This is a genomic window from Pseudomonas sp. Pse1 (assembly GCF_024519635.1).
Lineage (GTDB): Bacteria > Pseudomonadota > Gammaproteobacteria > Pseudomonadales > Pseudomonadaceae > Aquipseudomonas.
The window spans coordinates 64,248-89,415 of the sequence record NZ_JALJRO010000016.1 but is presented as its reverse complement, the minus strand read 5'-3'; the positions used below and the strand labels follow the sequence as shown (position 1 = coordinate 89,415).

Below are 25,168 nucleotides of genomic sequence, written 5' to 3'. Positions count from 1 at the left end.
TCATCAGCCCTTGTCGGCCTTGCCAGCAGCGGCGGCAAACTTCGCCAGGTGCTGGTCCAGCCGCCGAGGTCGCCGGCCGTGATCCTCCGCCCGCTCCTTGCGGCGGATCGCATTGCGCACAATCAGCGAACCCAGGTAGCGAATCGGTTCCGGCGGAAAGTAGCCCAGTGGCCCGTTGACCAGCGGCGATCGAGTCCAGGGGTTGTCCAGGCCCAACACCATTGACGAAAGGATCTGCCCGCCCATGTGGCAGGGTCCGACACCGCTCCCGGAGTAGCCAAAGCCATAAAACACATTGCCGCTGGCACTCATTTGCCCGAAAAACGGCAGGCCGGTCACTGAGCGATCCGAAGGTCCGTTCCAGGTGGCCGCCACCGGCACCTCGGCGAATGCCGGGAAGAACTGCGCCAGGCTGGTGCGCAACAATCCGGCGTAGGGAGACGGCTGATCGAACACCGGCAGCATTTTGCCGCCGTAGGCAAAGGTATTACCGCCCTTGCCGAGCATGATCCGGCCATCCGGGGTGTTGTGGTAGTAGTGCACGAAAATCCGCGAGTCGAGGACCGTCACGCCGCTAGTCAGGCCAATCGACTTGAGCAAATCCGGACGCGGTTCGGTGATCAGCATGTCGCTGGAAACAATCGCCACGCTGCGCTCGAAACGCGGAAAGGCGCGGGCCATCCAGGCGTTCATCGCCAGCACCACGCGCCCCGCGCGAATCCGCCCGAGCAGTGTCTTGATCACTGCCGGGCGGCCTTCTTCAAGGCCGATCATGGCGGTGTTTTCATGAATCCGCACACCCAGTTGCAACGCCACCCGCCGCAGACCACGCACCAGTTTGCCCGGCTGCACACTGGCGGCTGCCGGGGAAAACCAACCTTCCAGGTGCTGACTCGAACCGGCCATGCGCTGTACGTCGGCCAGCGGACGCTTGCTGAACGAATTGATGCCCTGTCGCTCCAGCGCACTGATGACGCTGTCGGTCGCCCCGCATTGGGCGCGATTGGTCGCAGTGTAGAGCGTACCGTCGAGGCGAAAGTCGGCGTCCACCGCGTACTGTTCGCAAAAAGCCCCGATGGCATGGATGCTCTGCTCCGACGCCTTGACCAGTCGCACTGCCTCCTCGACGCCGAACAGGCGCTCCAGGGTGAAGTACTTGGCCGACCAGGACAGCGCGCAACCACCGTTGCGACCACTGGCGCCGGCTCCGCAAATATCGGCCTCGATCAACAGGACATCGAGGTCGGGTTGCTGCTGCTTGAGCATGATCGCCGTCCACAAGCCAGTGTAACCGCCACCGACAATGCACACCTCGGCGTGGGTATCACCGGCCAGGGGTGAGCTGGCTGCCGATGTTTCGGCGTCCAGTGCCTGGGCGAGCCAAAAGGGTCTCATGGTCTATCTCCTGTTTCGTGGGCACAGCCCCGCCGACGACCAGATCATGGCCGTCAACAGGATCTGTAGACAGCGGGATCAGGTGCGCAGTGGCTTGATCGCCATTGGCGTGTTGGGGACGTAGGCGTTATCGGTCCTGAGCGCGACCGGCCGACTGTTCCAGTGTGGAATCAGCACCAGCGCGGAGAACATGGCGCAACCGGCGAACACGATGAACACCGTGACGGTGTCGAAATAACCCGGCAGCAGACCGCCCAGAATCGCGCCCACCGAGCCGCAGCCATTGACGAAACCTGCGGCCGTGGCGCCAGCCCTGGCGGTGCCGAAATCAATCGCCGCCGCGCCGCTGATCATCGAGTCCGGTCCATACAGGGTCAGGCCCATGACAAACAACAGCGCCACCACCAACAGTACGCTGCCGGTATGCAGGGCGCCCATGAACAGCGCCAGGGTAACCGTCAGGGCCAACAGACTGAGGACACAGGCCGGCATGCGCCGCGCACCGAACAATTTGTCCGAGGCCAGGCCCAGCAGGATCGGCCCGAGCAAGCCGGCGAGTTCGAACGCGGTCGGAATGATCGCAGCGCCGACTTTGCCCACCGAGGGCATTTGCTCGAAGACAATCACCGGCCCCCATAACAGGATCGCGTAACGCGCCGGCTTGAGCATGAAGTACGCCAGGCCCAGGGTCAGTACCGTGCGATTGCGCAAAATGTCTCGCAGCGGCGCCAATACACTGACCTTGCCTTGCGCCTGGACTTCCTCGGCACTGAGCTGCGGTTCCGGCTCAACGGCGGGCAAGCCGACGTCTTCGGGCTTGTTGCGCTGAAAGATAAAGAACAGCAGCGCGACGAACGCCACCACCACCGCGCTGGAGATAAACGCCGCGTGCCAGCTGCCGATGTAGGTATAGGCCCACCATCCGGCAAAGGGCGATGCCACCAGCCCGCCGAAGGCGTAGCACGAACTCCAGAGCCCCAGTACCCGTCCTCGCTGTTGAGCGGGGTAAAAACTGCCGATGTTCTTGCACAGCCCCGACCAGCCGGTGGACTGCGCCAGGCCCTGAATCAGCATGCAGGTGGCAAAGATCGGCAAGGTGGCGAAGCTGCCCATCACCACTGCCGCCGCAGCGGAAATCAACAACCCGCCGAGCACCACCACCCGTGGCCCAAAGCGGTCAGCGAGCATGCCCCAGGCGAATTGCCCGACGGCATAGGCCGCGAGGTAGATCGCATCAAGGTTGGCCATGGCCATTTTGTCGAGGTGGAAGGTAGGGTCCTCGCCGATACCCAGCTTGGCCACCGAGAAGGCTTTTCGAGTGAAGTAAAAGGCTGCGTATGCGAGCCAGGTGATGGCGAAGATTTGCACGCGCCAACGCTTGATGGAGCCGATGTGCTTATTCATTGTGGATCTGACCTCAGGGTGTGAGTGTGCCGGCAGATTCAGAAAGCAAAACGCCTGTGTTTTTATTGTTGAGCACTGCGGCAAGACCTCTTTAACTGAAGCCTTACCGGTCAGATGAGTCCTGTTCCATCCCTGTCTCGAGATTTCCATGCGCGCCAGGATCATGGCCATCACCGCAAGTCGAACGACCCGTCGGCGACAGTTACAGCGATAAAAACAATTACTGATTAATAAGTGAAATCGATTTATCGTATTTCAAATATAAGCACAGCTTGTAAGAGGCCTTCCGATGTCGGTATCCCACACCCAGCTCAAGGCTTTTCATGCGGTCGCTCAGCATGGCAGCTTCACCAAGGCTGCCGAACGCCTGTTCCTGACCCAACCGGCGATTTCCGATCAAGTGCGCAAACTCGAAGAACGCTTCGGCGTTTTGCTGTTTCATCGCAACAAACGCTCGGTACGCCTCACCGACCTGGGCGAACGCCTGCTGAATATCACCCAGCGCCTGTTCGTCATCGAAGCGCAAGCCCACGAACTGCTGCAAGACTCCCAGGCTCTGCAAACCGGCAGCCTGATCCTCGCGGTGGATGCGCCGGTGCACGTGCTGCCGCAGATCGCCCGCTTCTGCGAGCGCTACCCCGGCATCAGCGTGAAGATAGAAACCGGCAACACCGACGAATCGTTGTTTCGGCTGTTCAACTATCAGGCTGACCTGGCGTTGCTCGGCCGCGATGTCAGCGACGAACGCCTGCTGTCGTTACCTCTGCGCGACGATCCGATGGTTGCCTTCGTCTCGCGTAATCACCCCTGGGCAGATCGCGAGTCCATCTGCCTGGCGGACCTGGATGACACACCACTGGTTTTGCGCGAAGTCGGCTCGGTGACCCGCCAGACCCTGGAAGAAGAAATGGCTCGAGCCGGCTTTCGCATCCGCCCGGCGATCTCGGTGGAAGGCCGCGAAGCCGCCCGCGAGGCGGTGGTGGTGGGGATTGGCGTGGGGGTGGTGTCGGCCGCCGAGTTTGGCGCCGACGCGCGGGTCTGCGCGCTGCCGATCATCGACTGCACCCGGCGCCTGACCGAGACCCTGGTCTGCCTGCGCGAACAGAGCTCACGACGGGTGGTGGCGACGTTCCTGCAAATGGTCCGCGAAAGCCTGGAGTAACAGAGTCAGCCCCTAAGTTGCAGGTGCCAAGGCAAAAAACGCCTGAATCAGACGCAAGTCCCGACGGCGCTCCAGGCACCCCAGTAAGTGGCGATTGAGCAGCCCTTCGCCAACAATCGGCACAGCGCACACCCGCGGGTCGGGACTGACCTCCACCGATGCCACCACCCCGACCCCCAACTGCGCCGCCACCGCTTCGGTCACCGCCTCGCGGCTGTCCAGTTCCAGCAGCACCCGTGGGCTGATGCGTGCCTGAGCACAGGCCTCGTCGAATGTGCGACGGGTGATCGAACTCGGTTCGCGCAAGACCATGATCACCTGATCCAGTTGCTTGAGTGCCACCCCCTCGGCTTGCGCCCAGGGATGTCCCTGCGGCACCAACGCGCACATCCTTGATTCGGTGAGCGCCTGCAAATGCAGGCCCTTGCGCGGATCGACTTCGGTCAGCACGGCGACGTCGGCGTGTTCCGACAGCAGCGCTGCCAGGGTTTCCTGGGCATTGCCCAGCCGCAGGTTGACGGTAATGCCCGGATAACGGGCACGCAGGCTGGCAAGCATCGGCATGACCATGTGCGGACCATCGGCGGCGACCTCCAGGCGCCCGGTCAATAACTGGCGATTGGCTTCCAGCAGCACCTGGGCCTCATCGGCCAGGCCGAACATGGCCCGGGTGATCGCCGCCAACTTGATCCCCTCCTCGGTCAATTCGACCCGTCGCGCAGTGCGCCGCAACAAGGTGATCTGGTAGTGCTCTTCCAGCGCCTTGATGTGGCCCGTCACCGCCGGCTGGCTGATGAACAGGCGGCTCGCGGCCCGGGTGAAGCTGCCTTCACGGGCGACCGCATCAAAAGCACGCAACTGGAACAGGTTCATGAATAAGCCTCACTGATGGCTGGCATAACAACAAACAATTTGATTGATGGCAGCGCAAATTGCAATTTATCTCCCGTAGCTTCATCCCATCGAACGCGAGGACACGAGAATGAGTACTGCCGAACCGATCCTGCTCACCCCCGGCCCACTGACCACATCGGCCCGCACCCGTCAGGCGATGATGGTTGATTGGGGTTCATGGGATGACCGCTTCAATCAATTGACCGCCAGCCTGTGCGAACAACTGCTGGCCATCGTCAACGGCGCCGACAGCCACCACTGCGTGCCCCTGCAAGGCAGCGGCACCTTCGCGGTCGAAGCGGCAATCGGCACCCTGGTGCCACGTGATGGCAAGGTGCTGGTGTTGATCAATGGGGCCTACGGCAAGCGCCTGGCGAAGATCTGCGAAGTGCTGGGTCGCTCGTTCAGTACCTTTGAAACCGCCGAAGACGAACCCACCACTGCCGCCGACGTCGACCGCCTGCTGCAGGCCGATAACAGCATCACTCACGTGGCGTTGATCCACTGCGAAACCAGCACCGGGATCCTCAATCCCCTGCCGGAAATCGCCGAGGTCATCGCTCGCCACGGTAAACGCCTGATCATCGACGCCATGAGCTCTTTCGGCGCGCTGCCGATCGACGCGCAGCAGGTGCCGTTCGACGCCTTGATCGCCGCCAGCGGCAAATGCCTGGAAGGCGTGCCCGGCATGGGTTTCGTCTTCGCTAACAAGGCCGCGCTGGCCAGCGCCGCCGGCAACTCTCATTCGCTGGCCATGGACCTGTTCGACCAGCACAGCTATATGGCCAAGACCGGGCAATGGCGCTTCACCCCGCCTACCCACGTGGTCGCGGCGCTGCACGAAGCCCTGCTGCAATACAACGAAGAAGGCGGCCTGGCCGTGCGCCATCAGCGCTACGCCGCCAATTGCCAGGTGCTGTTGGAAGAAATGGCCCGACTCGGCCTGCGCAGCTTCCTGCCAGCGGCGATCCAGGCACCGATCATTGTCACCTTCCATGCGCCGAAGGACCCGCGCTATCAGTTCAAGGAGTTCTACGAACGGGTCAAGGCCAAGGGATTCATCCTTTATCCGGGCAAATTGACCCAGGTGGAAACCTTCCGCGTGGGCTGCATTGGCCACGTCAACGGCGCCGAGATGCGAGCTGCCGTCGCCGCGGTGGCCGACGTGCTGCGGGAAATGGAAGTCCTGGATATCTGATTCACACCCAATCCTGCATAAAACCGCCATCTCGCTCAGGAACTTACTCACCATGAACTACACCAACCCAACCCAACTGCAAGCCGCCATCCTCGACTGGGCCGGCACCGTGGTCGATTTCGGCTCTTTCGCCCCAACCCAGATTTTTGTCGAAGCGTTCGCCGAGTTTGACGTCCAGGTCTCCATCGAAGAGGCCCGCGGGCCAATGGGCATGGGCAAGTGGGACCACATTCGCACCCTGTGCGATCAGCCGGAAGTGGCAGAACGTTATCGCAAGGTCTTCGGCCGCACCCCGACCGACGATGACGTGACCGCCATCTACCAGCGCTTCATGCCCCTGCAGATCGAAAAAATCGCCGAACACTCGGCGCTGATTCCCGGCGCCCTGGAGACCATCGCCCAGTTGCGTCAGCAGGGGATCAAGATCGGTTCATGCTCCGGTTATCCGAAGCAGGTCATGGACAAGGTCGTCGAACTGGCCGCGACCAATGGCTACATTGCCGATCATGTGGTCGCCACCGACGAAGTGCCCAACGGTCGCCCATGGCCAGCCCAGGCCCTGGCCAACGTCATCGCCCTGGGCATCGACGACGTCGCCGCCTGCGTGAAGATCGACGACACCGTGCCGGGCATTCTCGAAGGCCGTCGCGCCGGCATGTGGACCGTGGCGCTGATCTGCTCGGGCAATGCCCTGGGCCTGACGTATGAGGGTTACCGCGCCCTGGCCAGCGACACCCTGGCCAGCGAGCGCACGCGTATTCACGGTCTGTTCGAAGGTTCGCGCCCGCACTACATGATCGACACCATCACCGATCTGCCGCAGGTCATCGCTGATATCAACCAGCGTCTGGCCCGGGGCGAGATGCCGCAAAGCAGCTGAATGCGAGCACTTGTCAATCACGCCAGCCATTGATAACGGCTGGCGTTTTCATTTACGCCCAATCCCCGTATCAGAGCCTTCGGAGGCTGACAAAAGCTTGATCTGATCCCAACACATCCGCGCAAACAGGATTACAGTTAAAGCACTCCGTCACAGAAGAACGGAACGCTTCAGACCTGACTAGCGAGGAACCACCGTATGCCCTGGAAGAACTCCGACTCACGCTACAGCACCGTCTCGATCGCGCTGCACTGGTTGATGCTGGTGCTGCTGGTCGTGGTGTATGCCACCATCGAACTGCGCGGGATCTTTCCCAAGGGCAGTGGTGGCCGGACCCTGATCAAGGAAGCTCACTTCATGCTCGGTCTAACCGTATTCGTGCTGGTCTGGCTGCGCCTGTTCGCCCGCAGTCTGGGCGTCGCTCCGAAAATCATCCCGGCACCGCCGCAGTGGCAAAGCCTGATGGCCACACTGATGCACATCGCCCTGTATGTTTTCATGATCGGCATGCCGATTCTCGGTTGGATGACCACCAGCGCCGCTGGCAATCAGGTGATGTTCTACGGTATCGACTTGCCGTTGCTGATGTCCGAGAACAAGGATCTGGCCAAGCAACTGCAGGGTTGGCACGTGCTGGGCGGGACCATCGGTTATTGGCTGATCGGCCTGCACGCCTTGGCCGGTATTGCCCATCACTACTATTACCGCGACAACACCCTGCTGCGCATGATGCCCAAGCGCAACTAGCCCACGAAGCCCCGGCGGCCTTGCAAGCCGCCGGTGTGCACGAAAATCAGCCGCGTTCCTGCGGCGAATCGCCCGCCTTCGACCTGTTGTTTGAGCGCCAGCAGCGCCTTGCCGGTGTACAACGGCTCCAGCGCCACACCACTGGCAAGCTCGGTCTCGGCAATGAACGCCAGAAGCTGCGGATCGACTTTGGAAAAACCGCCACGACTGCCATCAAGCAGCTCATAACCGCTATCGGGTAACGCGCCTTCATGGAGGATCGCTGTAATCTGCTGCGCCACGCCATGATCCGCCGGCACCGCCAGCACCCCGTACAGCGGACGTCGCCCGCCTTCAGCCAATATCAGCCCTGCCGCCGTGGTGCCGGTGCCACAGGCCAGCCACCAGCCATCGTGGTCATGCCAGCCCAGGCTGTGCAGTTGCTGCTCGACCAGCGTCAATAACTGCCCACAGCCCCGCGCCCCAAGGATTCCCCCACCGCCTTCCGGCACCGCCCGGAAACCCGGGTACTGCGTCAGCCACGGAATCCAGAAATCCGCCGCATGCCGCGCGCGATAGCCGCCGTAGCCCAACCAATGCAGCTGCATGCCCAAGGCCTGCAAATCGGCCACGGTGGCCGTTTCCTGAGGATGCCCGCGCAGCAGGCCGACGGTGGCGAAACCAAAGCGTTTACCCGCCGCCGCCAGGGCATGCAGGTGATTGGACCAGGGGCCGCCCAGGCTGATGATGCCCTGAGCGTGGGACTCGCTGGCGAGTTTGAGGTGCTCGACCAGCTTGAACCACTTGTTGCCGTTGATCAGCGGATCCATAAGGTCCAGGCGCAACACTGCCACCTCGACTCCGGCACGACGCAGCCAATCCAGGTGCAGGGGTTCGAGCGGGGCGTGAGGTCGCCAGTCAGAAGGGAGAAACATCGGTGGCCGGCTCGGGGAGAAATAGCCCGGATGTTAGCAGCTTCCCTCTCCCCCCTCGCCGACCCGCCGGCGAATTACAGCTCGGCCGCCAGGCGCGAACCCTGGTTGATGGCGCGCTTGGCATCGAGCTCTGCGGCCACATCGGCGCCGCCGATCAAGTGCACGTTCTGCCCGGCAGCCACCAGGCCATCATGCAGCTCACGCAAAGGGTCCTGACCGGCGCAGATCACGATGTTGTCCACCGCCAGCACCTGCGGCTCGCCGGTTTCGCCAATGCGAATGTGCAGGCCCTGATCGTCGATCTTCAGGTACTCGACACTGTTGAGCATCTGCACCTGTTTGTTCTTCAACCCGGTGCGGTGAATCCAGCCGGTGGTCTTGCCCAGGCCATCACCCACCTTGGATTTCTTGCGCTGCAACAGGAACACCTGGCGCGCCGGAGCATGGGGTTGGGCCTGGATTCCGGCGACACCGCCGCGTGCTTCAAGGTGGGTGTCGATGCCCCACTCCTTCCAGAACGCCTCACGGTCCTGACTGGTGGCGACCCCCTGGTGCACGAGGAACTCGCTGACGTCGAAACCGATACCGCCAGCACCGATCACCGCGACGGTCTGACCGACCGGTTTGCGCTGCAGGATCACATCCAGGTAGCTCAGCACCTTGGCATGCTCAACCCCGGGAATGGCTGGCGTGCGCGGTGCGATACCGGTGGCAAGGATCACTTCATCAAAGCCACCGGCCACGAGCTGGGCCACATCGACCCGGGTGTTCAGGCACACCTCGACGTGGGTGGTCTGCAGCTTGCGGTTGAAATAGCGCAGGGTTTCGAAGAACTCTTCCTTGCCCGGCACACGCTTGGCGACGTTGAACTGGCCACCGATTTCACTGGCCGAATCGAACAGCGTCACCTGATGCCCACGCTCGGCCGCCACAGTTGCCGCCGCCAGACCGGCAGGCCCGGCACCCACCACGGCAATTTTCTTGATCTGCTGCACGGCCAGGTAGTTGAGTTCGGTCTCGTGACAGGCACGCGGGTTGACCAGGCACGAGGTCAGCTTGCCGCCAAAGGTGTGGTCCAGGCAGGCCTGGTTGCAACCGATGCAGGTGTTGATTTCGTCGGCGCGACCAGCAGCAGCCTTGTTGACGAAGTCGGGGTCGGCGAGGAATGGCCGGGCCATGGAGACCATGTCAGCGTCGCCCTCAGCGAGAATCTGCTCGGCGACCTCCGGGGTGTTGATGCGGTTGGTGGTGATCAGCGGAATGCTCACCGAACCGCGCAGCTTGGCCGTGACCTTGCTGAAGGCGGCGCGTGGGACCTTGGTGGCGATGGTCGGGATTCGCGCTTCGTGCCAGCCGATGCCGGTGTTGATAATGGTCGCCCCGGCCTGCTCGATAGCCTTGGCCAACTGGACGATTTCTTCCCAGGTGCTGCCGCCTTCCACCAGGTCGAGCATCGACAGGCGGAAAATGATGATGAAGTTCGGACCCGTGGCTTCACGCACCCGACGAACGATTTCCACCGGCAGGCGCATTCGGTTTTCGTAGCTGCCGCCCCAGCGATCAGTGCGGTGGTTGGTGTGGGCGGCGAGGAACTGGTTAATGAAATAACCTTCCGAGCCCATGATCTCGACGCCGTCATACTCGGCTGTTTGCGCCAGTGTCGAGCAGGTGACGAAATCGCTGATCTGTTTCTCGATTCCCTCCTCGTCCAGCTCCTTGGGCTTGAACGGGTTGATCGGTGCCTGAATGGCGCTCGGCGCGACCTGTTTCGGGCTGTAGGCATAACGCCCGGCGTGGAGGATCTGCATGCAGATCTTGCCCCCCGCCTCGTGCACGGCACGGGTGACGATCTGATGCTTGAGCGCTTCTTCGTGGGTGGTCAGCTTGGCCGCGCCCGAATACACCCCGCCCTCATCGTTCGGGCCAATGCCGCCCGTGACCATCAGCCCCACGCCGCCACGGGCGCGCTCGGCAAAATAGGCCGCCATGCGCTCGAAGCCGCCGGGTTTTTCCTCAAGGCCGGTGTGCATCGAACCCATCAGGGTACGGTTGCGCAGCGTGGTAAAACCCAGGTCCAGCGGGGCCAGAAGGTGCGGGTATTGAGCGGCGGTCATTGGAAACTCCACAACGAGCAATCACGGAAAAAGTGCGGGCGCTCATGGGCGTCCATCAGTTATGTGGCACAGACTAAGATCAGGCATGGCGACGCTCAATGACCGAAACTGACAAGTTATTGATCCAAATGCGCAGCAGCCCTTGGCATTCATCTGCCACAGGCCTACCCTAGTCAGCGAATCCTGCACACGGTTGATCCGACGTTTTCCCATGCGCAAACTTTTGTACCTGACCCTGTCCATGGCCCTGGTCGCCGTTATCACCAGCTATGCCATGTGGACCACCGAACGCCCGGCGGGTCACTATCTGTCTGACCTGCGCATCCAGCTTGCGGTCGACCAGGGGGTGCCGGGTGACCGTGGCAATCTCTTGGGCATCCAGCCCCAACTGTTCCCCACTGACTATCAAAGCCCCGAGCGCCTGCACCGCAAGCTCGCTGCCTATCTGCAACAAGCTCGTGATCTCGGCCTGCTCAATGCGAAGACCGTGGTGGTACTGCCGGAGCATGTCGGCACCTGGTTGATGGTCAGCGGCGAAAAGGATGAGTTGTATCAGGCCGCCACCTTTGACGAAGCCATGAATTGGTTGGCAGCGAGCAATCCGCTGCCATTCCTGCGCGCCTGGGTGACGGCCAAGGGCGACAGTCGTGTGGCTGACGCTCACCTGCGGATGAAGGCAAAGAACATGGCCCGGCAGTATCAGGCCCTGTTCGGCGGCCTGGCCCGGGAGTTCCAGGTGACGCTGGTGGCGGGCAGTATTGTTCTGCCTGAGCCAAGGGTCGAAGACGGTAGCCTGAAGATCGGCCGCGGGCCGTTGTACAACGCCAGCCTGGTGTTTGGTCGCGATGGTTTGCCACTGGGCCAGCCGCAGCGCCAGATAAGCCCGAGTGTCGAAGAACGAACATTTATCCAGGCCGACGCCGAGCAGATACTGACGGTCGTCGACACCCCTGCCGGACGCCTGGGCATATTGATCGGCAATGACAGTTGGTACCCCGGCAATTACCGCACGCTCAACGAACAAGGCGCCACGCTGATCGCCGTGCCGGCGTTTGTCAGCGGTCGCGGCACCTGGGACAAACCCTGGCGTGGCTATCAGGGGCCATCGACGCCGAGTGAAATCAGTCTCAAACCCGGCGAACTCAGCGAGGGCCAGGCCTGGCATCGCCTGACGCTCACCAGTCAGCAACCCATCAGCCAGGCCCGCGCCGGGATCAGCGTGTTCCTGCGCGGGCAGTTCTGGGATCGGGGCAATGCCGGCCAGAGTTTCCTCAGCAGCAATGGCCAGCATTTCGCCGACGGCGAGGCGCGTGGAGCGCGCCTGCTGAACCTCTGGTTGTAAGCCATGAAGCCATTGCCTATGCGCCTTGGCGACCTGTCCGTGGGCTTCATCCACAGCCTGGCAGATGCGGTACGCAGCCATGGCCTCGACCCGCAACCCCTGCTCGAACAGTACGGCCTGGATGCCGCCCGCCTGGCAGAACCGGGGGCTCGGTTATCGATACCGCGCTATATGCGCCTGGGCCATGCCGCGATCCAGTTGACCGGTAATCCGGCACTGGGCCTGCGCATGGGCCAGCTCAGCCGTCTGAATCAACTCGGCCTGGCCGGCGTCACCGCCGCCCAGGCCCCCACGGTGCGTGAAGCAGCCCGCTGCATCAGTCGCTTCGAAGCCCTGTACGGTTCCAACTATCGGGGCCAATCGAGCTTCCACGAAGACACCTGTGGCGCCTGGCTGCGGTTCTATTCGATCAGTCCCTACAACACCTACAACCGCTTTGTAGTGGACTCGGTCATTGCCAGCTGGCTGCATCAGCTGTCCAGCATCAGCGACGCGCCCTTGCGCGCCGAGCGCGTTGAGATCGAGTTTCCACAGCCTGATTACCATGGGGATTACGCCCTGCTCGGTGATTGCGCCTTGCAGTTCGGCGCTGAACATAACCAATTGCGCCTCAGCCAGGACAGCCTGGCCCAGCGCAATCCTGCCCATTGCCCGAGCACCTGGCGCCTGTTGCTGAACTTGTGCGAGCGAGAACTGGAGCAGATGACCCGTACTCGCACCCTGCGCGAGCGCATTACTTCGTTACTGGGGCCATTGCTCAATGGCGGTCGGGAACCCGACCTGGAAGAAGTGGCGGCACGCCTGAAGCTGCCCACCTGGACCTTGCGCCGCAAGCTCGCCGAAGAAGGTACGCAATTTCGCGCGATTCTCAACGACACTCGCCGCGACCTGGCAATGACCTATATCCGCGACACGGAACTGGCGTTCGGCGAAATCGCCTACCTGCTGGGGTTTGCTTCGGCAGAAGCTTTTCAGCGCGCCTTCAAACGCTGGAACAGCCAGACGCCGGGTGAGTTTCGCCGCAGTCACCGGCAATCGGCATAGCCGCGGTTACAACTCGGTGGCGTCGTCCGCTGGCTCCAGCGGGTCGAGTTCGAAAGCCTGATATTCGAGCAGCTCTTCCTGATAATCGTCCATAGCACACTTCTCCTGAATCCCGTTGATACGCGTTAAAACACTGACCTGCATCAGCAGCATAAAGTGCCAGCGTGAAAGAAAAATGACGTCAGTACGCAGTGGCGCCTGCTACTTATAAAAACGTAGCAGGCACTGGGGAATTTATCACGGGGTTGACTCGGCAGATTTTGACCGCCGTCAAGGTTGCCGAGGCAGGTCGCGAACCGCCGGTTACAGGCCCGAGGCCGGCAAGGCCGGAATCGGCTCGGAGGGCGGCGGCAAGGACTCCGGGTTGCTCGGCGCGGTGATCACTTCGGGAGCCGCTTCTGGCGTGGTTTCAACTTTGCTGTCGGGAGTGATCGGCGCCGCCTCGGGCGGTGGCGCAACCGGTTCGGACACCGTAGGTGCGACCGGCTCTGCGGCTGCCGGGATCACTGGAGCCGCTTCGATCGGGGCCGGCTCATGGGCTGCCGGTACCGCCTGGGCGGGCTCAGCGGCTGGCGGCGTCGATGCCGGCACCGCAGGCGCCGCCTTGGGCTCCGGCACGCCGAGGTCGGTCTGGGGTTTTTCGCTGATGTGCGCAGCTTTCTTCACTTCAGGCGGCAGAAAGACTTCGACCAGGGCAAAGAAGCGCTCGTAGAACTTGGCCGCGGTTACGGTTTCACTGGCAACCTTGACCATCGAATCATCGGACGAACCGATCGGCATCGACACCGACCCCAAAACGCCAACTCCCAGGCTGGCCGAGTTGTTGGTCTTCTTCAGCGCATAGCGATCCTGCAGGGCATTGGCAAACATCGTCGCATGATGGCTGCTGTCTTCGGCGCAGACCACGCTGAAGCTGATCTCCATGTGCGTGTCGCCGGTCTGCTGGAAGCTCTTGTGCCCGCTGATCAATTTCGGATCGGAGCTGGTGATGATGTAGCCCTGGCTCAGCAATGCACGGCGTGCCGCCTCGCAGGATGCCGTGTCGGTCACCGGGTATTTGCGCGAAAACGTCCCGGAATCATCGAAGTTCTCATGCTCATAGATAGCCTGGTCCTTGGAGCAACCGGCCATGGCTGCCAGCATCAGCGCCAGTCCGGCGGCACGCAGAGGAAATGATGTGAACATTGAACATCCTGATGAAAACGATCCGGGGCGTATTGTGCAACAGATCGCCGGCTGACGGGGCGCGTGTCTTGCACGGGCGACAGTCTACTGACCATCAATTGCTGAAAAAAGTCGCCTGTATGGGCAATAAAACAAAAACCCCGACGAGATGGCCGGGGTTTTCGTTGACAACACAGCGCGTCAGTCAGGCATCAGTAATGCTTGACGTCTGCCTGGCTTTCCAACTGCTTGCGGTATGCCGCAAAGTCCTGCTGACCGACGCGCGAGGCGAGGTAGCGACGGTACTCGGCTTTCTCTGCATCGGTTGGCGCCGCGGCTTCGTTGACACCGTTGAGGCGCACGATCACCAGGCTGCCGTCCGGCAGGGTCACGCTGCTGAAGGTCGGTTTGTCCTTGGCAGCAGGCTTGGGCATGCGGAACAAGGCCTGCAGCACGGTCGGATCGACGCCTTCCTGGCCACGGGTGGCCGCTTCGGTGACTTTCCAGCTCAGGCTGCCCGGGGCGGTCTTGCCGTCGCGCAGGCTGGCAACCAGCTCATCCGCCTTGGCCTTGGCCGCGGCACTGGCGTGCTCCTTGATCAGTTGCGCGCGGATAGCGGTATCAACGCTGGCCAGCGGCAGTTGCTCTGGCTTGCGGTGCTCCTTGGCACGCAGCACGATCACGGTTTCCGGATCCAGCTCGATCGCCCCACTGTTAGCGCCTTCATCCAGCACTTCCGGGCTGAACGCCGCCGTGATCACTGCACGGTTGGCGGCAACACCTTCACCACCTTCGCGGCCAAATGGCGCGCTGGTGTGGACGGTCAGCTTCAGATCGGCAGCCGGCTGGGCCAGGTCGGAGGCTTCGAACGACGAGTCTTCCAGTTGCTTGGTCGCTTCGACAAAACGCTGCTCGACCTGTTGGGTTTTCGCTTCACGAGTCAGCTTGTCTTTCAGGCTGGCAAAACTCGGCACTTCTGGCGCTTCCACACCCAACAGCTTGATCAGGTGATAACCGAAACTGGAGCGAACCGGCGCCGAGACCTGGTCTTTGTTCAGCGCGTACAGCGCGGTTTCAAAGGCAGGATCGTAGACGCCTGGACCTGCATAACCGAGGTCACCGCCATTGGCAGCCGAACCCGGATCCTGGGAGAACTCCTTGGCCAGGGCCTCGAAGCTTTCGCCTTTAGCCAGGCGCGCCTGCACGTCTTCGATCTTGGCCTTGGCTTGCGCCTCGCTGACCTTGTCGTTGACTTCAATCAGAATGTGCGCAGCCCGGCGTTGTTCGGCCAGGTTGGCGATTTCTTTCTGATAGGCGTCCTGCAACTCTTCGTCTTTCACTGCAACCTGATCAAAGAACGACGACTTTTTCAGCTCGAGGTAATCAATGACCACCTGATCCGGGGTCATGAATTCCTTGGCGTGTTCGTCGTAGTAAGCCTTGACCTCTTCGTCGGTGAGTTTCACCGCGGCCGGGTCGGCCTTGACGTTCAGGGTAGCGAAATCGCGGGTCTGTTTTTCCAGACGGGCAAATGCCAGCACCTGGGCATCGGTTACAAAGCCACTGCCTGCCAGGCCAGCACGCAGTTGGCCGATCAGCATTTCCTGAGCCAGCATCTGGCGGAATTGCATGCGGCTATAGCCCAACTGACGAATCACCTGGTCGAAACGCTCAGGGCTGAACTTGCCATCAACCTGGAACTCAGGGGTCATCAGGATCACTTGGTCCAACGCAGCTTCGGAGAAAGCGAACTTGGAGTCGTGGGCGCCCTGCAGCAGCAGTTTGCGATCGATCAGGCCCTTGAGCGCTGAATCACGCAGCATTTTTTCGTCGAGCAAGGAAGCATCGAAGTCCTTGCCCAGCTGTTGCATGAGCTGGCGACGTTGCATGTCGACCGCCTGGCTCAGCTCGTTCTGGCTGATTTCTTCACCATTGACCTTGGCCACGTCGTTTTTATGCGTGGTGGCCTGGAAAATGGCGTCGAAACCGGTCAGGGCCATCAGTGCAACGATGACCCCAATAATAGTCTTGGCAATCCAGCCTTGTGAATTGTCCCTGATATTCTGCAGCATGCGTCCCCCAGAAACGGTTGAACTTCAAAATTAGGCAACCGTGGAGCGTGGGTAGAATCCGGATAGAAGAAAGGCGCATCCGAGGATGCGCCTTCTCGTAACTGGCGGAGCGGACGAGGGCTCGAACCCGCGACCCCCGCGTAATCGGTGGGTATTCTGACCAACCGAACTACCGCTCCGCTGCCAAGTCAGGAATGACCCCGACCCGGATAGGCAAAAAACCGACTGAAGCTTAGTTAACCGCTTCTTTCAGTGCTTTACCGGCTTTGAAACCTGGCTTTTTGGCAGCTGCGATTTCCAGAGTCTTGCCGGTCTGTGGGTTACGACCGATGCGAGCTGGACGATCGGTCACGGAGAAAGTACCGAAACCTACCAGAACTACAGAGTCGCCGGCCTTGAGAGCGCCAGTGACGGATTCGATTACTGCGTCCAGCGCACGGCCAGCAGCAGCTTTCGGGATATCAGCGGATGCAGCGATAGCATCAATCAGTTCCGACTTGTTCACTCTAAGTCCCCTTATATCTATATGAGATGATTCTAAGTTTTTTGGTAAAAGCAAAAACCAGTGCTGAATGGCCTACAGGCACTAAAGAGCCGCTTTATAACAAGGGCTCTAAAAAGCTGTCAAGGAAGCCCCCCAGGCTAATACGTATTAATGCGTGCTAATTCTTTCCTTAGAGTCAGACTCTCGCTTTTCATCCTTCGCAACTATCTCCGGAGCCACATCGGGCAAGGGCTCCGGCGCGTATTGCAGCGCAATTTGCAGGACCTCGTCAATCCATTTAACCGGTTTAATCTGCAGATCCCGCTTGATATTGTCGGGAATCTCCTTCAAATCTCGCACGTTCTCTTCGGGAATGATCACTGTCTTGATCCCGCCGCGATGAGCCGCCAGCAGTTTTTCCTTGAGACCACCAATGGCCAGCACCTGGCCACGCAAGGTGATCTCACCGGTCATGGCCACGTCGGCACGTACCGGAATGCCGGTCAGGGCCGAAACCAGGGCCGTGCACATGCCTATACCGGCACTAGGGCCATCTTTGGGAGTCGCCCCTTCCGGCATGTGGATGTGGGTGTCGCGCTTCTCGTGGAAGTCCAGAGGGATCCCCAGGCTCTTCGCCCGGCTACGCACGACGGTTTGCGCGGCAGTGATCGACTCGACCATCACATCGCCCAGCGAGCCGGTCTTGATCAGTTGACCCTTGCCCGGTACCACGGCGGCTTCAATCGTCAGCAACTCGCCGCCGACCTGTGTCCAGGCCAGACCAGTCACTTGACCCACCTGATCCTGTTGCTCGGCCAGACCATAACGGAATTTGCGCACGCCGAGGAAGTGCTCGAGCATGTCCGCCGACACCTTCACCGCGAAGCGTTTTTCCAGTGCATGTTCCTTGACCGTCTTGCGGCAAACCTTGGCAATCTGGCGCTCCAGCCCACGCACACCGGCCTCGCGAGTGTAGTAGCGAATGATGTCGCGGATCGCCTCGACTTCAAACTCCAGCTCGCCTTTTTTCAGGCCGTTGGCTTGAATCTGCTTCGGCGAAAGGTATTTGACGGCGATGTTGATCTTTTCGTCTTCGGTGTAACCCGGCAGGCGAATCACTTCCATCCGGTCCAGCAACGCTGGCGGAATGTTCATTGAGTTCGAGGTGCAGAGGAACATCACGTCGGACAGGTCGTAGTCGACTTCCAGGTAGTGATCGTTGAAATTGTGGTTCTGCTCGGGGTCGAGCACTTCCAGCAATGCCGACGCCGGGTCACCACGCATGTCGCTGCCCATCTTGTCGATTTCATCGAGCAGGAACAGCGGGTTGCGCACGCCCACTTTCGTCATCTTTTGAATCAATCTTCCTGGCATCGAACCGATGTAAGTACGGCGATGGCCACGGATTTCCGCCTCGTCACGCACGCCGCCCAGGGCCATACGTACGAATTTGCGGTTGGTGGCATTGGCAATCGACTCCGCCAGGGAGGTTTTACCCACGCCAGGAGGACCGACCAGGCACAGCACAGGGCCGCGAATCTTCTTCACGCGCTTTTGCACGGCGAGGTATTCGAGGATCCGCTCTTTGACTTCTTCCAGACCATAGTGGTCGGCGTCGAGAATGTCTTCGGCACGGGCCAGGTCCAGACGTACCTTGCTCTGGGCTTTCCACGGCACCTGTACCAGCCAGTCCAGGTAGGAGCGCACCACCGTGGCTTCGGCAGACATCGGCGACATCTGCTTGAGCTTGTTCAGCTCAGCCGTAGCCTTAGCCAGGGCATCCTTGGGCAGGCCCGCAGCATCGATGCGCTTTTTCAGCTCTTCGACTTCGTTGTGGCCTTCTTCGCTGTCGCCCAGCTCTTTCTGAATGGCCTTCATCTGCTCATTCAGGTAGTACTCGCGCTGACTGCGCTCCATTTGTTTCTTGACCCGACCGCGAATGCGCTTTTCAACCTGCAGCAGGTCGATTTCGGCATCCAGCAGGGCCAACACGTGCTCGACACGGGCCGACAGGTCGAGGATCTCGAGGATTTCCTGCTTCTGTTCTATCTTCAGCGCCATGTGCGCAGCCATGGTGTCGACCAGGCGGCTCGGCTCATCGATGCTATTGAGCGACGACAGGACTTCGGCGGGGACTTTCTTGCCCAGTTGAACGTATTGTTCGAACTGCGACAGCAATGTGCGGACGAACACTTCCGACTCGCGCTCAGGCGCGTCGACTTCGTCGATCAGCGAAACTTCGGCACGGCAATGGCCGTCCACTTCCATGAAACGTTCGACAGCACCACGCTGCTCGCCCTCGACCAGCACCTTGACGGTGCCATCAGGCAGCTTCAGCAGTTGCAGGACAGTGGCAATCGTGCCGACCCGGTAGAGTGCGTCTTCGCCGGGATCGTCGTCAGCAGGGTTTCTCTGGGCCAGCAGGAGGATCTGCTTGTCGCCCGTCATCGCGGCCTCGAGGGCTTCGATAGACTTCTCGCGCCCCACGAACAGCGGGATAACCATGTGCGGATACACCACGACATCACGCAATGGCAGGAGAGGCAATTCGATGGTTGTCTTCATGATTTCGCCTCTACGGCGGCCGTACGGCCGGAAACAGATGGAATTAAGCTTGAAGCCAAGATGGGGGCTGCTTTCGAAAAAAACAAGCGGATAACGTAAGCACGGCAAAGATCGTGTGAAAGCGCACTGAAACCTTGCCGATTCCCCATAAAAGCAAAGGGGCCCGAAGGCCCCTTCTTTAAACCGCCAGTGCGACGCTTACGCGTCTGGCGCTGCCTTGGCAGTCGGCTCACTGTTTTCATAGATATACAGTGGCTTGGACTTGCCTTCTATTACGCTTTCGTCGATCACAACTTTACTCACCTCGGACTGCGAGGGGATTTCGTACATTGTGTCGAGCAGAACGCCTTCGAGGATCGAGCGCAATCCGCGAGCACCGGTTTTGCGTTCCAGGGCACGCTTGGCGACCGATTTCAGCGCATCGGCGCGGAATTCCAGGTCTACGCCTTCCATCTCGAACAGCTTGGCATACTGTTTGGTCAGAGCATTTTTCGGCTCGGTGAGGATCTGCATCAGCGCAGCCTCGTCGAGCTCGTCCAGCGTCGCCAGCACCGGCAGACGACCGACGAATTCCGGGATCAGACCGAACTTGACCAGATCGTCAGGCTCGACTTCACGCAGGGATTCACCGACTTTCTTGCCTTCTTCCTTGCTGCGAACTTCTGCGTTGAAGCCGATGCCGCCTTTGGTGGAACGGTTTTGGATAACCTTTTCCAAGCCGGAGAACGCACCGCCGCAGATGAACAGGATGTTACGGGTGTCGACCTGCAGAAACTCCTGCTGCGGATGCTTGCGACCACCCTGAGGCGGAACGGAAGCGACCGTGCCTTCGATCAACTTGAGCAGGGCCTGCTGCACGCCTTCACCGGAAACGTCACGGGTGATCGACGGGTTGTCGGACTTGCGCGAAATCTTGTCGATTTCATCGATGTAGACAATGCCCATCTGGGCTTTTTCCACGTCGTAATCGCATTTCTGCAGCAGCTTCTGAATGATGTTCTCGACGTCCTCACCCACGTAGCCAGCCTCGGTGAGGGTGGTTGCGTCGGCGATGGTGAACGGAACGTTCAGCAAGCGGGCCAGGGTTTCGGCAAGCAGAGTCTTACCCGAGCCTGTCGGGCCGATCAGCAGGATGTTGCTCTTGCCGAGTTCGACGTCGTCGTTCTTTTTGTCACGCTGGTTCAAGCGCTTGTAGTGGTTGTACACCGCTACGGCCAGAATCTTTTTGGCACGCTCCTGACCAATTACATACTGGTCAAGGATGCCGCTGATTTCTTTAGGCGAAGGCAATTTATGCGCGCTGCTCTCTGCCTGTGCTTCCTGCACCTCCTCGCGGATGATGTCATTGCACAGGTCGACGCACTCGTCGCAGATAAAGACCGAGGGGCCGGCAATCAATTTGCGCACTTCATGCTGGCTTTTGCCACAGAAGGAGCAATAGAGCAGCTTGCCGTTGTCCTCGCCGTTGCGGGTGTCAGTCATTCGTTCGATCCAAATCCGATAGGCTTGCAACACAAGATGAAGGCTATTGCGGGCTTTTTCAAGCCCGCCGGTGATCGGACTCGCCGATCATGCCTGTTTTGCGCTGCTTGAATTACGCGGGGCGCTGGGTGATCACTTCGTCGATCAGGCCGTAGTCACGCGCGGCTTCTGCACTCATGAAGTTGTCGCGGTTGGTATCGCGCTCGATTTCTTCCAGAGTGCGGCCGCTGTGCTTGGCCATCAGCGTGTTGAGACGCTCGCGGATGAAGAGGATTTCCTTGGCATGGATTTCGATATCCGAGGCCTGACCCTGGAAACCGCCCAGCGGCTGGTGAATCATCACGCGCGAGTTTGGCAGACAGAAACGCTTGCCCTCGGCACCGGCTGTCAGCAGGAATGCGCCCATGCTGCACGCCTGACCGATACAGGTGGTCGACACATTTGGCTTGATGAACTGCATGGTGTCGTAGATCGACATACCCGCCGTCACCGAACCGCCCGGGGAGTTGATATAGAGATGGATGTCCTTGTCCGGGTTTTCCGCTTCAAGGAACAGCAGTTGCGCACAGATCAGGTTGGCCATGTAGTCCTCTACCGGGCCAACCAGAAAGATCACTCGCTCCTTGAGCAGGCGCGAATAGATGTCATAGGCGCGTTCGCCACGAGCAGACTGCTCGACAACCATCGGGACCAGGCCGCCAGCGGCCTGGATATCAGAGTTCTGCTGAATATACGAATTACGGAACATGCTCTGCAGTCACTCCCAAATAGTTATGTCTTGAATACGCATAAGCCAGCTCGAAAGCTGGCTTATGGTGTGTGCTTCTAACGCAAAAACAATCAGTCGGCTTGTGGAGCTTCTACCGGCTTGACCGCTTCTTCGTAAGAGACCGATTTGTCGGTCACGCTAGCTTTCTGCAGAACAGTATCCACAACTTGCTCTTCCAGCACAACCGAACGGACTTCGTTCAGTTGTTGCTCGTTTTTGTAGTACCAGGACACAACTTGCTCTGGCTCCTGGTAGGCCGAAGCCATTTCCTGGATCAGCTCGCGAACGCGGGTTTCGTCAGGCTTGAGGTCGAACTGCTTGACCACTTCAGCCACGACCAGGCCCAGCACTACGCGACGCTTGGCTTGTTCTTCGAACAGCTCGGCCGGCAGTTGGTCAGGCTTGATGTTGCCACCGAACTGTTGAACAGCCTGCACGCGCAGACGGTTCACTTCGTTGTCCAGCAGAGCCTTTGGCACTTCGATCGGGTTGGCAGCCAGCAGGCCGTCCATTACCTGATTCTTGACCTTGGATTTGATCGCCTGACGCAGCTCACGCTCCATGTTCTTGCGAACTTCGGCGCGGAAACCGTCGATGCCCGACTCCTTGATGCCGAACTGGGCGAAGAACTCTTCGGTCAGCTCTGGCAGCTTAGGCTCGGAAACCGAGTTGACGGTCACGGTGAACTCGGCTGCTTTGTTAGCCAGGTCCAGGTTCTGGTAGTTTTCCGGGAAGGTCAGGTTCAGAACACGCTCTTCGCCAGCCTTGGCGCCAACCAGGCCTTCTTCGAAACCAGGGATCATGCGGCCGGAACCCAGAACCAGCTGGGTGCCCTTGGCGGAACCGCCAGCGAATACTTCGCCGTCAACCTTGCCAACGAAGTCGATGTTCAGTTGGTCTTCGTCCTGGGCAGCACGATCAACTGCTTCGTAACGAACGTTCTGCTTGCGCAGGATGTCCAGCATCTTGTCCAGATCGGCGTCCGATACGTCAGCGCTCAGGCGCTCAACGTTGATGCCTTCAAAACCGGCAACGGTGAACTCAGGGAACACTTCGAATACGGCTACGTATTCCAGGTCCTTACCTGCTTCCAGGGATTTTGGCTCGATCGAAGGCGAACCAGCCGGGTTCAGCTTTTGCTCGACAACGGCTTCGTAGAAAGAAGCCTGGATGACGTCGCCTACTGCTTCCTGGCGCGCATCAGCTTCGTAACGCTGACGGATCACGCTCATTGGCACTTTGCCAGGACGGAAGCCTGCAATCTTGGCCTTTTGGGCAGTCTGCTGCAGACGCTTGTTGACTTGAGTCTCAATGCGCTCAGCTGGCACGGTGATGCTCATGCGGCGCTCAAGAGCAGAAGTATTTTCAACAGAAACTTGCATGGATATTCCTCGTTGCACAGACGTTAGCCGGCCGTTTCCGACCCCAGAATCAAGGGCATGCATTCTAGTGGGTCAAACTCAAGAAGTCACCCTACTGAAAACGGGTAAAACAGCAGCAGGAAATTTACAGGGGCGAATGCACGGATACACCTCACCCCAATGACAAATACAAGCAATCACGCCAAGGCTCTGCACCAACCCTTCCTTATATAGAAGAGCGCTGCGCACATCCCCCTGGCTGCCGACCCCGCAAGCAAGACCGGCGGGCGGCGCGGCATCATCGCGTAACATAAATACGACGAATCGCCCCGCCCCAGCGACCCGAAACCGGCGGCCGCGGAATTCGCACCCGCGAAAAACAAAAAAGGCGCCAGACTGTTAAATCTGGCGCCTTTCGAAATATGGGGTGGACGATGGGGATCGAACCCACGACAACGGGAGTCACAATCCCGTGCTCTACCAACTGAGCTACGCCCACCATATTGCGTGACCAAGAAGCCAAATCACTTCTTCGTCGAGCTTCAAACGCGCCTGTCGGCATGTATAAAGCTTTATTTGGTGCGGATGAAGAGACTCGAACTCTTACGCCTCGCGGCGCTGGAACCTAAATCCAGTGTGTCTACCAATTCCACCACATCCGCGAGTTGAAGCCTTTAAAGCAAAGGCGCCAGACTGTTACATCTGGCGCCTTTCGAAATATGGGGTGGACGATGGGGATCGAACCCACGACAACGGGAGTCACAATCCCGTGCTCTACCAACTGAGCTACGCCCACCATATCGCGTTACTTGTGCCAAAGCTGCCTAATGGCGCACCCGGCAGGACTCGAACCTGCGACCATCCGCTTAGAAGGCGGATGCTCTATCCAGCTGAGCTACGGGCGCCTTATTAATCTGTACTCTTGGAGGACTACAAACTAAATGCTTTCCAGCTTTGCAGAACCGTAATTCCGCTCAACCTTCTTAACCAGTGCTAGGCTGTGCCCGACAAGTGCGACGAATAGTATAGAGAGCTCCGCAGGTCGTCAAATGCTTTTTAAGAAAAATTCATTTAATTAAAGGGCTTAGGGGAATTTGCAGACCAAGCGCCTTTGCCCTCACGCCACGGCATGCGAGAATACGCACTCTTTTCTTCCCCCTCTCGATGGTTAATCACGCGCAATGACTGCACAACTAATCGACGGCAAATCGATCGCCGCCAGCCTGCGCCAGCAGATCGCCAAACGAGTTGCCGAGCGTCGCCAGCAAGGCCTGCGCACTCCCGGCCTCGCGGTGATCCTGGTCGGCAGCGATCCCGCCTCTCAGGTTTATGTCTCGCACAAGCGTAAAGACTGTGAAGAGGTCGGCTTCCTCTCCCAAGCCTATGACCTGCCTGCTGACACCAGCCAGCAAGCCCTGACCGACCTGATCGATCGCCTCAACGAAGACCCGAACATCGACGGCGTGCTCCTGCAATTGCCACTGCCCGAGCACCTCGACGCTTCCAAATTGCTGGAGCGCATCCGCCCGGATAAAGACGTCGACGGGTTCCACCCTTATAACGTCGGCCGCCTGGCCCAGCGCATCCCGCTGCTGCGCCCCTGCACACCCAAGGGCATCATGACCCTGCTGGAAAGCACCGGCGTCGATTTGTACGGAATGGACGCCGTGGTCGTAGGCGCCTCGAACATCGTCGGTCGGCCGATGGCCATGGAACTGTTGCTGGCCGGTTGCACCGTAACCGTCACCCACCGCTTCACCAAGGACCTGGCCGGTCACGTTAGCCGCGCCGATCTGGTGGTGGTGGCCGCCGGCAAGCCGGGCCTGGTCAAGGGTGAGTGGATCAAGGAAGGTGCAATTGTCATCGACGTCGGTATCAACCGACAGGACGATGGCAAACTGGTTGGCGACGTGATCTACGAAACCGCCCTGCCCCGTGCTGGCTGGATCACTCCGGTACCGGGTGGTGTCGGCCCCATGACCCGCGCCTGCCTGCTGGAAAACACCCTGTACGCAGCAGAAACCCTGCACGGATAATCCTCAGGATTAAGCCAAGGCAGCTCCCGAAACCCCGCCCCTCTGGCGGGGTTTTGCGTTTCAATGCCGACTGTCGGCTCGTCGTCGAAAATTGCTGTTTTCTACCCGAAAACAAGGGCTTTGCCCCGCTCCCCGAAGAAC

At 59.9% G+C, this 25,168-nt stretch carries 20 protein-coding genes and 5 tRNA genes; 7 read left to right on the top strand and 18 right to left on the bottom strand.

Features of this window, described 5'->3' with window-relative positions; genetic code table 11:
* Positions 1-3: 3 nt before the first annotated feature.
* Together NR126_RS21315 and NR126_RS21310 are read right to left on the bottom strand one after the other, a co-directional pair.
* The gene (locus tag NR126_RS21315; RefSeq protein ID WP_027618791.1) at positions 4-1,395 is read right to left on the bottom strand and encodes an FAD-dependent oxidoreductase; all 1,392 of its coding nucleotides are present in this window, start codon (positions 1,393-1,395) and stop codon (positions 4-6) included.
* Between the two features lie 78 nt (positions 1,396-1,473).
* Complete coding sequence (locus NR126_RS21310) at positions 1,474-2,799, bottom strand: MFS transporter (protein WP_256831103.1); 1,326 nt, start codon at positions 2,797-2,799, stop codon at positions 1,474-1,476.
* Positions 2,800-3,088: 289 nt separating this feature from the next.
* Here NR126_RS21310 and NR126_RS21305 point away from each other — a divergent pair, with 289 nt between their 5' ends.
* Complete coding sequence (locus NR126_RS21305; protein ID WP_027618789.1) at positions 3,089-3,961, top strand: LysR family transcriptional regulator; 873 nt, start codon at positions 3,089-3,091, stop codon at positions 3,959-3,961.
* A 12-nt stretch (positions 3,962-3,973) separates the two neighbouring features.
* Here the strand turns inward: NR126_RS21305 and NR126_RS21300 are convergent, their stop codons facing one another.
* Positions 3,974-4,834 carry a LysR substrate-binding domain-containing protein gene (locus NR126_RS21300; protein ID WP_027618788.1) on the bottom strand — a complete coding sequence of 287 codons (861 nt, stop codon included), beginning with the start codon at positions 4,832-4,834 and terminating at the stop codon, positions 3,974-3,976.
* A gap of 109 nt (positions 4,835-4,943) precedes the next feature.
* Between NR126_RS21300 and NR126_RS21295 the strand changes: the two genes are divergently transcribed.
* From NR126_RS21295 to NR126_RS21285, 3 genes are all read left to right on the top strand, one after another.
* The gene (locus tag NR126_RS21295) at positions 4,944-6,053 is read left to right on the top strand and encodes a 2-aminoethylphosphonate--pyruvate transaminase (protein WP_027618787.1); all 1,110 of its coding nucleotides are present in this window, start codon (positions 4,944-4,946) and stop codon (positions 6,051-6,053) included.
* A 52-nt stretch (positions 6,054-6,105) separates the two neighbouring features.
* Positions 6,106-6,933, top strand: a complete 828-nt coding sequence (gene phnX / locus NR126_RS21290) for a phosphonoacetaldehyde hydrolase (protein WP_027618786.1) — start codon at positions 6,106-6,108, stop codon at positions 6,931-6,933.
* Between the two features lie 198 nt (positions 6,934-7,131).
* On the top strand, positions 7,132-7,680 hold the full coding sequence (locus NR126_RS21285; RefSeq protein ID WP_105755346.1) for a cytochrome b: 549 nt from the start codon (positions 7,132-7,134) through the stop codon (positions 7,678-7,680).
* Here NR126_RS21285 and NR126_RS21280 read toward each other — a convergent pair.
* Complete coding sequence (locus tag NR126_RS21280) at positions 7,677-8,594, bottom strand: 1-aminocyclopropane-1-carboxylate deaminase/D-cysteine desulfhydrase (protein WP_256831094.1); 918 nt, start codon at positions 8,592-8,594, stop codon at positions 7,677-7,679. The genes NR126_RS21285 and NR126_RS21280 overlap by 4 nt on opposite strands.
* A 74-nt stretch (positions 8,595-8,668) precedes the next feature.
* Positions 8,669-10,708 carry an NADPH-dependent 2,4-dienoyl-CoA reductase gene (locus tag NR126_RS21275; protein ID WP_256831093.1) on the bottom strand — a complete coding sequence of 680 codons (2,040 nt, stop codon included), beginning with the start codon at positions 10,706-10,708 and terminating at the stop codon, positions 8,669-8,671.
* A gap of 211 nt (positions 10,709-10,919) precedes the next feature.
* Here NR126_RS21275 and NR126_RS21270 point away from each other — a divergent pair, with 211 nt between their 5' ends.
* A complete protein-coding gene (locus tag NR126_RS21270) occupies positions 10,920-12,050 on the top strand; it encodes a nitrilase-related carbon-nitrogen hydrolase (protein ID WP_256831092.1) in 1,131 nt (376 codons plus the stop codon).
* A gap of 3 nt (positions 12,051-12,053) precedes the next feature.
* Positions 12,054-13,094: an AraC family transcriptional regulator gene (locus NR126_RS21265; protein ID WP_105755349.1), complete on the top strand. Its 1,041-nt coding sequence runs from the start codon at positions 12,054-12,056 to the stop codon at positions 13,092-13,094.
* A 6-nt stretch (positions 13,095-13,100) separates the two neighbouring features.
* Here NR126_RS21265 and NR126_RS21260 read toward each other — a convergent pair whose 3' ends face one another.
* The 13 genes from NR126_RS21260 to NR126_RS21200 all read right to left on the bottom strand — a co-directional run bounded on the left by NR126_RS21260 (position 13,101) and on the right by NR126_RS21200 (position 23,896).
* The gene (locus tag NR126_RS21260; RefSeq protein WP_256831086.1) at positions 13,101-13,247 is read right to left on the bottom strand and encodes a hypothetical protein; all 147 of its coding nucleotides are present in this window, start codon (positions 13,245-13,247) and stop codon (positions 13,101-13,103) included.
* Between the two features lie 150 nt (positions 13,248-13,397).
* Entirely contained in the window at positions 13,398-14,279 is an 882-nt protein-coding gene (locus tag NR126_RS21255; protein ID WP_027618780.1) for a DUF2242 domain-containing protein, read from the bottom strand.
* 191 nt (positions 14,280-14,470) lie between these two features.
* On the bottom strand, positions 14,471-16,330 hold the full coding sequence (locus NR126_RS21250) for a SurA N-terminal domain-containing protein (protein WP_105755351.1): 1,860 nt from the start codon (positions 16,328-16,330) through the stop codon (positions 14,471-14,473).
* Between the two features lie 102 nt (positions 16,331-16,432).
* Positions 16,433-16,509: transfer RNA gene (locus NR126_RS21245), tRNA-Asn, on the bottom strand.
* Positions 16,510-16,562: 53 nt separating this feature from the next.
* Positions 16,563-16,835 carry an HU family DNA-binding protein gene (locus NR126_RS21240; protein ID WP_002552737.1) on the bottom strand — a complete coding sequence of 91 codons (273 nt, stop codon included), beginning with the start codon at positions 16,833-16,835 and terminating at the stop codon, positions 16,563-16,565.
* A gap of 147 nt (positions 16,836-16,982) precedes the next feature.
* On the bottom strand, positions 16,983-19,379 hold the full coding sequence (gene lon / locus NR126_RS21235) for an endopeptidase La (RefSeq protein WP_027618778.1): 2,397 nt from the start codon (positions 19,377-19,379) through the stop codon (positions 16,983-16,985).
* Positions 19,380-19,577: 198 nt separating this feature from the next.
* The gene (clpX, locus tag NR126_RS21230; RefSeq protein ID WP_027618777.1) at positions 19,578-20,861 is read right to left on the bottom strand and encodes an ATP-dependent Clp protease ATP-binding subunit ClpX; all 1,284 of its coding nucleotides are present in this window, start codon (positions 20,859-20,861) and stop codon (positions 19,578-19,580) included.
* Between the two features lie 112 nt (positions 20,862-20,973).
* On the bottom strand, positions 20,974-21,609 hold the full coding sequence (gene clpP / locus NR126_RS21225) for an ATP-dependent Clp endopeptidase proteolytic subunit ClpP (protein WP_027618776.1): 636 nt from the start codon (positions 21,607-21,609) through the stop codon (positions 20,974-20,976).
* 92 nt (positions 21,610-21,701) lie between these two features.
* Positions 21,702-23,012, bottom strand: a complete 1,311-nt coding sequence (gene tig, locus NR126_RS21220; protein ID WP_027618775.1) for a trigger factor — start codon at positions 23,010-23,012, stop codon at positions 21,702-21,704.
* Positions 23,013-23,414: 402 nt separating this feature from the next.
* Positions 23,415-23,490: transfer RNA gene (locus NR126_RS21215), tRNA-His, on the bottom strand.
* Between the two features lie 78 nt (positions 23,491-23,568).
* Positions 23,569-23,653, bottom strand: a tRNA-Leu gene (locus NR126_RS21210).
* A 58-nt stretch (positions 23,654-23,711) separates the two neighbouring features.
* Positions 23,712-23,787, bottom strand: a tRNA-His gene (locus NR126_RS21205).
* 32 nt (positions 23,788-23,819) lie between these two features.
* Positions 23,820-23,896: transfer RNA gene (locus NR126_RS21200), tRNA-Arg, on the bottom strand.
* 276 nt (positions 23,897-24,172) lie between these two features.
* On the opposite strand from NR126_RS21200, the gene folD reads away from it, so the two are divergent.
* Complete coding sequence (folD, locus tag NR126_RS21195) at positions 24,173-25,027, top strand: bifunctional methylenetetrahydrofolate dehydrogenase/methenyltetrahydrofolate cyclohydrolase FolD (RefSeq protein ID WP_256831061.1); 855 nt, start codon at positions 24,173-24,175, stop codon at positions 25,025-25,027.
* Positions 25,028-25,168: the final 141 nt, after the last annotated feature.

Excerpts from the sequence above, each read along its gene's own strand:
- NR126_RS21275 (WP_256831093.1), bottom strand. The coding sequence starts at position 10,708 with ATGACCGCCGCTCAATACCCGCACCTTCTGGCCCCGCTGGACCTGGGT.
- NR126_RS21260 (WP_256831086.1), bottom strand. The coding sequence starts at position 13,247 with ATGCTGCTGATGCAGGTCAGTGTTTTAACGCGTATCAACGGGATTCAG.
- clpX (WP_027618777.1), bottom strand. The coding sequence starts at position 20,861 with ATGACTGACACCCGCAACGGCGAGGACAACGGCAAGCTGCTCTATTGC.
- NR126_RS21305 (WP_027618789.1), top strand. The coding sequence starts at position 3,089 with ATGTCGGTATCCCACACCCAGCTCAAGGCTTTTCATGCGGTCGCTCAG.
- NR126_RS21310 (WP_256831103.1), bottom strand. The coding sequence starts at position 2,799 with ATGAATAAGCACATCGGCTCCATCAAGCGTTGGCGCGTGCAAATCTTC.
- NR126_RS21315 (WP_027618791.1), bottom strand. The coding sequence starts at position 1,395 with ATGAGACCCTTTTGGCTCGCCCAGGCACTGGACGCCGAAACATCGGCA.
- NR126_RS21270 (WP_256831092.1), top strand. The coding sequence starts at position 10,920 with ATGCGCAAACTTTTGTACCTGACCCTGTCCATGGCCCTGGTCGCCGTT.
- NR126_RS21265 (WP_105755349.1), top strand. The coding sequence starts at position 12,054 with ATGAAGCCATTGCCTATGCGCCTTGGCGACCTGTCCGTGGGCTTCATC.
- NR126_RS21295 (WP_027618787.1), top strand. The coding sequence starts at position 4,944 with ATGAGTACTGCCGAACCGATCCTGCTCACCCCCGGCCCACTGACCACA.
- NR126_RS21300 (WP_027618788.1), bottom strand. The coding sequence starts at position 4,834 with ATGAACCTGTTCCAGTTGCGTGCTTTTGATGCGGTCGCCCGTGAAGGC.
- lon (WP_027618778.1), bottom strand. The coding sequence starts at position 19,379 with ATGAAGACAACCATCGAATTGCCTCTCCTGCCATTGCGTGATGTCGTG.
- NR126_RS21255 (WP_027618780.1), bottom strand. The coding sequence starts at position 14,279 with ATGTTCACATCATTTCCTCTGCGTGCCGCCGGACTGGCGCTGATGCTG.
- tig (WP_027618775.1), bottom strand. The coding sequence starts at position 23,012 with ATGCAAGTTTCTGTTGAAAATACTTCTGCTCTTGAGCGCCGCATGAGC.
- NR126_RS21280 (WP_256831094.1), bottom strand. The coding sequence starts at position 8,594 with ATGTTTCTCCCTTCTGACTGGCGACCTCACGCCCCGCTCGAACCCCTG.
- clpP (WP_027618776.1), bottom strand. The coding sequence starts at position 21,609 with ATGTTCCGTAATTCGTATATTCAGCAGAACTCTGATATCCAGGCCGCT.
- phnX (WP_027618786.1), top strand. The coding sequence starts at position 6,106 with ATGAACTACACCAACCCAACCCAACTGCAAGCCGCCATCCTCGACTGG.
- folD (WP_256831061.1), top strand. The coding sequence starts at position 24,173 with ATGACTGCACAACTAATCGACGGCAAATCGATCGCCGCCAGCCTGCGC.
- NR126_RS21285 (WP_105755346.1), top strand. The coding sequence starts at position 7,132 with ATGCCCTGGAAGAACTCCGACTCACGCTACAGCACCGTCTCGATCGCG.
- NR126_RS21250 (WP_105755351.1), bottom strand. The coding sequence starts at position 16,330 with ATGCTGCAGAATATCAGGGACAATTCACAAGGCTGGATTGCCAAGACT.